Source organism: Fluoribacter gormanii (genome assembly GCF_900156395.1).
In the GTDB taxonomy this organism is placed as follows: Bacteria; Pseudomonadota; Gammaproteobacteria; order Legionellales; family Legionellaceae; genus Legionella; species Legionella gormanii.
The window spans coordinates 156,464-163,204 of the sequence record NZ_FTNL01000005.1 but is presented as its reverse complement, the minus strand read 5'-3'; the positions used below and the strand labels follow the sequence as shown (position 1 = coordinate 163,204).

Here is a 6,741-nt window from a genome sequence, read left to right as displayed (position 1 = left end):
CCCTCACCCTCGCTGCGCTCGGGTTCGGGATGACGTGGGGAGTTACGCTGATTTTTTATATATATGACCGGTCAAAAATTATTGTGGCTAAGCGCTCGGGACGAATTATTACCATAGATTAATGTTTAAATATTGATCATTTTGGTTGAATTATGAAAATTAATTGCCTATATTAATAAAACAATCAATTCATCCCGCGTGATTACACGAGGCTTTTATAAAAGGTAGTTATGAAACAGACCGAATTGCATTTGTACCGTGGTTTAACCAGTTCGGAAAAAAGATACAGTAGAGCGATCATTTGGATACCCTTATTGGTGACACTCTACAGTATTACCTCAGGGATGTTATTTGATATTGGCATTGGTACATTAATATTACTTTTGATTTGTTACAGTTGTACCGTTTTAGGGATTACGGTTGGCTTTCATCGTTTGTTAACGCATCATTCATTTAAAGCAAAACGATGGGTTAAGATTGTTTTTGCTTGTTTTGGGTGCATGGCGTATGAAGGGCCACCATTCTTTTGGATAGCGGCTCATCGAAGACATCATAAGTATACCGATACTGAATTTGATCCGCATACACCCATTTTAACAAAGAAAGGAGGGCTGTACGGTTTTTATCACGCCCATATGGGTTGGATGACGCATCATACCATAGAGAACTGGCGATATTACCTGGGCGATTTGCTCCGGGACCGCGATTTATTGTTTATAAATAAACATTATGGTCTTATTGCTCTGGCTGGAATAATTATTCCTGGAATCATCAATGGATTATTGTACATGAACTGGTATTCGTTCTGGGAAGGCATCATTGTTTGTGGCTTTGTCAGAATCTGTTTCCAACAACATGTCACTTGGTCTATTAATTCTATTTGTCACATTTGGGGTAGAAAAGACTTTATAACTCAGGACAATAGTAAAAATAATTGGCTTTTGGCAATTCTTGCTTATGGTGAGGGTTGGCATAATGGGCATCATGCTTTTCCGAGCTCTGCCAAACATGGGATAAAAAAATGGCAAATTGATATTTCTTATATATTAATATTTTTATTATCGCGCATAGGATTAGTCCAAGAAATCAAGTTACCTACAGAGGAACAAATAAAACAAAAATCTATAAAATAATATGATGGTGATTTCCTGGGGACTCATAGATTATTATTTGTTTCTGAATAAACTATTCATCTTCTTTGTGATGGACTGCAATGTTGAGATCAGGATCAAGAGGATTTCCAGGAATTGTTCGTGTTTCGCTGGCCCACTCACCTAAATCAATGAGTTTACATCGGTCAGAGCAAAAAGGTTTAAACTGGTTCTCAGGGCGCCAGGTATTTTGTTTCCCACAAATAGGGCATGTGATTTTTTGATGATTGTTCATGACGGTCTTCATTAATTTACATTAAGTATGGAGTATGTGATTTAGCACTAGCGCGCTTTTCAATATTATTTTTGATTTTAGCATATTAACGCATCATTGTGGGATTATCGGAAGAGAAGCTTGGATGTCGAATCGATGGTATGACTTCAATTCCAGTCTTAAGAGTATGTTGACAACTCATCCTCGAATTCTTCCTATGATCAGTCCACCCCAATATGATACCATGCTTGGTGGTTGAGTAAAAAATGAATAAAATAAAAAACTTATTTAACCTTTTTGAGCTATACTGGTACAAGGTAATACCCAAACATCGATAAAGAAGCTAGTAACAAGAAAGGGCATGTGCTTAAGATCAAGGATGATTTTTATGAGAATACCTGTTTCATCGCGAGTTTCTTATTTTATTTTAATCCTTGCTACTGCTTTGGGAATTTCATGCAGTCAAGAGCAAAAGGAAAAATCCTCTGTCTCGGCAAGACCGGTTAAGGCCATTCAAGTTGGAAATATAAGCGCATTCAATGGCCGCGCCTTTCCAGGTCGGGCAAGTGCTGTTCAACAAGTCAATTTGTCGTTTAATGTCGGCGGTTCTTTAATTGAATTGCCAGTAAAAGTTGGCGATAACGTGAAAAAAGGTTCATTGATTGCAAAACTTGATCCGCGAGAGTTTGAGGCAAAATTGCAAGCAGCCCAGGCTGAATTTAATCGTGATGAACAAAATTTCCTCAGAGCCAAGGCATTGGTAGGCAAAGGCCATATTTCAAAGGCTGATTATGATCTTTTAAAAGCAAAACTTGGGGTATCGCAAGCGAATCAAGTTTTAGCGGAAAAATCACTTAAAGACAGTGTGCTAAAAGCCCCCTTTGATGGAAAAATTTCAAATTTATATGTTGAAAATTACCAGACAATAGCCAATCAGCAAAATATAGCTAGGCTCTTAGATACTTCTCAAATTGAAATGGTAATCCAGATCCCCGAGGGAGCGATTAGCTATATTTCAGATGTAAAAGACATTATTGTGCATTTTGATTCATTCCCTAATTATGCGATTCCGGCAAAAATAAAAGAAGTCAGCAATGAAGCATCTCCAGAAACCAGGACTTATCCAGTCACGTTAATTATGCAACAACCCAAAGAGATTGAAATTTTACCGGGTATGGCGGGTAAAGCTACTGGACGTGTTGATCCAACGAAAAAGGAACAAAACAAATTTACAATTCCTGCGTCTGCAGTGCTCACGAGTGACTCAGAAAAAAAGACTTATGTATGGATAATCAATCTAAAAAAACATGAAGTGAATCGACGTGAAATCCAAATTGGCGAACTCACTCCGACGGGAATTTCGGTTATAAAAGGACTGCATGAAGGTGACTGGGTGGTGACAGCAGGTATCCATAGTTTAGAAGAGGGAGAGCAAGTGACTCTTTTGAATGGGCAGGATAATTAGCTATGGCTTTAGCGGACTATGCAATTAAAAATAAAACAGTAACCTCATTTATCCTCATATTGTTCCTTGTTGCAGGATCGCTGTGTTTCTTCCAGCTGGGACGGTTGGAAGATCCTGAATTTACGGTTAAAACGGCGACAATTACCACGCATTATCCGGGAGCTAGTGCAGAACAAGTTGAATTAGAGGTCACAGATCGGATTGAGAAAAAAATCCAAGAAATGTCGGAGGTGAAAGATATATCTTCCATTTCCAGAGCAGGTCTTTCAATTATTAAAGTCAATATTAAAAACGAATATTGGTCAGATCGTTTACCGCAAGTTTGGGACAATTTACGCAAGAAAGTAGAGGATATTGAAAGCAGTTTACCTCCCGGAGTAGACAAACCCGTAGTAGGAGATGATTTCGGTTATGTATTTGGTTTTCTTCTGGCCGTGACTTCAGATGGATTCAGTTATGGTGAGCTTGAAAACTATACGAAAGAAATTCAAAAGGAGCTTAGCATTGTTCCTGGTGTTGCTCGTGTTGATTTATGGGGAGCTCAACAAAAAAGAATTTATTTGAATATTTCAAATACACAGCTTTCTCAATTAGAGGTGACTTTAGATGATTTGGAGCGCACATTAAAATTACAAAATCAGGTTGTTGATGCCGGCCATGTAAATTATCAACTACAACGTTTGCGTATTGCACCAACAGGTGAGTTTAATGCAGCGGAAGCCATAGGCGATTTAGCAATTATTCCAAAGTTTAAATTAGATAATAAATCTCAAAAGAACGAAGAAATCATCAGAATTCGTGATTTTGCCCAGGTTAAAGAAGGTTATATCGATCCTCCAGATAAATTGATGCGCTATTCAGGCTACCCGGCAATTGGAATTGCATTAGCGCCATTGCCGGGCGTCAATGCAGTTAAAGTAGGGCAAGATGTAGATAGGCGGCTTAATGAGCTTCAGGAAAAACTCCCTCGAGGAATCGAAATACATAAAATTTCATGGCAATCTGATATCGTTGCTGAGTCTATTAATGCATTTCTCATCAATTTAGTTGAAGCTGTCGTCATTGTATTACTGGTTTTAGCATTCACCATGGGGATTAGGGCCGGCATGATCATTGGAGTGTCCGGTCTAATTTTGGCAATTTTAGGAACATTCATCGTGATGGACGTGTTGCACATTGATCTGCAACGTGTTTCTTTAGGCGCATTGATTATTGCTATGGGGATGATGGTTGATAATGCAATTGTGGTAGTTGATGGATTTATTACTCGTTTGCAGCAAGGCATGACACGGCAAGAAGCTGCGGTAGAAGCCGCAAATATCTCTGCTTGGCCACTGCTTGGAGCAACCATTGTTGCATCCATGGCCTTTTTTCCTATTTTTGCATCGACGTATGATACTGGGGAATATGCAGGAAGTCTGTTTACTGTAATTGCAGTTTCGCTTACTTTAAGCTGGGTATTTTCCCAAACAGCCACGCCTCTTTTGTGTATTTTATTTATGCCTGCTCCAAGGCAATTAGCCGGTGAGGGGAATGCCTATACAAGCCGGTTTTATAAAGGATATAAGTTTATATTGGAAGCAGTAGTTCGCTATCGCCTATTTTTTTCCCTAATGATGTGTGGGCTGCTCGTGCTTTCTATTATTGATTTTCGCTATGTTCCAATCATCTATTTTCCTGATTCTTCTCGATTGCAAGTAATGATTGATTATTGGGCACCGGAAGGAACTCGCATCGAGGTTGTATCTGAAGATCTTGAAAAACTTGAGAAAAAGTTGTTGACTGATCCAGGTGTTACGAGTGTGAGCACATTTGTTGGTCAAGGCCCACCTCGTTTTTATTTACCAGTGGAGTCAGAGTTTCCTTATTCCTCATATGCTCAGTTAATTGTAAATATGAAGAGCTTACAGGATGTTGATCGCATAGTCGCTACGTTACCCTCATGGAATAATAAAAATTATCCACAATCTATGGTTCGAGTTCGCAAATACGCGGTGGGTGCATTTAATAACTGGAAAATCGCTGCACGATTTAGTGGTCCTGCGAATGCCAACCCAGCTGTTTTACGCAATCTTGCAGATCAGGCGGTCGCAATACTAAGGAACAATCCACACGCGATTGATGTGCGCACCGATTGGCGGGAACCGGTGTTGCAAATTGTTCCTGATTATCAACAAGAACGTGCGCGTTGGGCGAATATTTCACGGCTTGATTTGGCACACGCTTTACAAAGAGCCAGTGATGGGGTAACGGTGGGTCTTTATCGTGAACAAGACAATCTGATTCCGATTATCTTGCGTCAGCCCTTAAATGAGAGAGAAACTGCGGCAGTTGACTTGCCATTACTACAAGTTAATTCGCAATTTAGCACTAAAACAACTCCTGTCTCACAAGTAGTAAATGGCATTAAACTTGCTTGGACAGACCCCATTATTTGGCGTTGGGATCGTAAAAGAGCAATTACCGTTCAATGTTCTCCTTATCAAGTCACGGCAAACACGTTACGAGAGGATATCTTGCCACAGTTTGCAAAAATTAAATTGCCTCCTGGTTATACTTTGACATGGGATGGTGAATATAAAAGCAGTACCGAATCTGCAAATGCACTCAAACCAGGGCTTTTTCCCGCGGTGGTTATCATTTTATTGATTATTGTCATGCTTTTTAATGCATATCGACCACCGCTGATTATTATTGCCGTAATACCTTTTGCGATGATTGGGATTACGTTTGGTTTACTTATTACTGGTGTTCCTTTTGGTTTTATTGCATTACTAGGGGCAATGAGTTTGTCGGGGATGATGATTAAAAACTCAGTGGTTTTATTGGACCAAGTGAATTTAAATATCACGAACGGAATGAAACCATATGATGCAGTCATCTCAGCGGGGTTAAGCCGATTGTCACCGGTAGTCAATGCAGCAGTGACTACCATATTGGGGGTTATTCCTTTATTGCAAGATATTTTTTGGGGTTCTCTGGCTGTAACTATCATGTTTGGATTGACGGTAGGAACAATACTCACCATGCTTTTAGTTCCGGTCTTTTATTGTATTTTATATCGGGTTAATCCTAAAAAAGAACCGTAAACAGTAGACACAACAGACTTGAATACCATCAGGTTTTCATCAAACCCTAACCAATAATATGGTAGCCGCTATCAATATAAATGACATCTCCTGTAATGTTTTTCCCATATTGGCTTGCAAGAAAAACAACCATTGCCCCTACATCATCGATATCAACTAATGATTTTAGCGGTGATTTTTCTTTGGTTTGCTGGATTAAATCATCAAATTTTTCAAGGCCTGAGGCCGCACGGGTTTTTAGCGGACCCGGAGAAAGTGCAATGACACGGATTTGTTTGGGCCCCAGTTCCACAGCCATATAGCGCACAGAAGCCTCCAAAGCCGCTTTAACAGGTCCCATGAGATTATAGTTTTCGACAACTTTTTCCGCACCATAAAACGACATGGCAAATAATGAGCCCCCATTATTCATCAATGGTTTCGCTCGATTGGCCATACGAATAAACGAATGACAGGAAATATCCATAGCCATGAGAAAGCCATCTTTAGAGCATTCATGCACAGGGTTTTGCAAATCCTGTTTGGGTGCATAAGCAATTGAATGGATGAGGATGTCGATTTGCCCCCATTTTTTATCTATTTGTAAAAATAAATTATCTAAATCATGATCTTGAGTCACGTCACACGGAGAATAAATAGATGGTTTGAGATCTTTGGCAATTTTATCTACAAATGGTTTGGCTTTATCATTTAGATAAGTGATTGCCAGATCAGCGCCCGCCCTATTTAGTGCTCGTGCACAACCAAAAGCAATGGAGCTTTCATTGGCAATGCCAATGACTAATGCTTTTTTTCCTGCAAGTAATGTGCTGTCCATGCGTA

The 6,741-nt window shown here is 39.6% G+C and carries 5 protein-coding genes; 3 read left to right on the top strand and 2 right to left on the bottom strand.

Annotated features, from left to right (window positions below):
- Window positions 1–230 precede the first annotated feature (230 nt).
- The gene (locus tag BW930_RS05170; protein ID WP_058467027.1) at window positions 231–1,133 is read left to right on the top strand and encodes an acyl-CoA desaturase; all 903 of its coding nucleotides are present in this window, start codon (window positions 231–233) and stop codon (window positions 1,131–1,133) included.
- A 52-nt stretch (window positions 1,134–1,185) separates the two neighbouring features.
- On the opposite strand, the gene BW930_RS05165 is transcribed toward BW930_RS05170, so the two are convergent.
- Window positions 1,186–1,386 (bottom strand): DNA gyrase inhibitor YacG, encoded by a 201-nt coding sequence (locus BW930_RS05165; protein WP_058467028.1) that lies wholly within the window; start codon window positions 1,384–1,386, stop codon window positions 1,186–1,188.
- Window positions 1,387–1,753: 367 nt separating this feature from the next.
- Between BW930_RS05165 and BW930_RS05160 the strand changes: the two genes are divergently transcribed.
- Together BW930_RS05160 and BW930_RS05155 are read left to right on the top strand one after the other, a co-directional pair.
- Window positions 1,754–2,830: an efflux RND transporter periplasmic adaptor subunit gene (locus BW930_RS05160; protein WP_058467029.1), complete on the top strand. Its 1,077-nt coding sequence runs from the start codon at window positions 1,754–1,756 to the stop codon at window positions 2,828–2,830.
- Window positions 2,831–2,832: 2 nt separating this feature from the next.
- Window positions 2,833–5,919, top strand: coding sequence for an efflux RND transporter permease subunit (locus BW930_RS05155; protein ID WP_058467030.1), 3,087 nt, complete (start codon window positions 2,833–2,835; stop codon window positions 5,917–5,919).
- A gap of 46 nt (window positions 5,920–5,965) precedes the next feature.
- On the opposite strand, the gene fabI is transcribed toward BW930_RS05155, so the two are convergent.
- Window positions 5,966–6,736, bottom strand: a complete 771-nt coding sequence (fabI, locus tag BW930_RS05150) for an enoyl-ACP reductase FabI (protein WP_058467031.1) — start codon at window positions 6,734–6,736, stop codon at window positions 5,966–5,968.
- Between the last annotated feature and the right edge of the window lie 5 nt (window positions 6,737–6,741).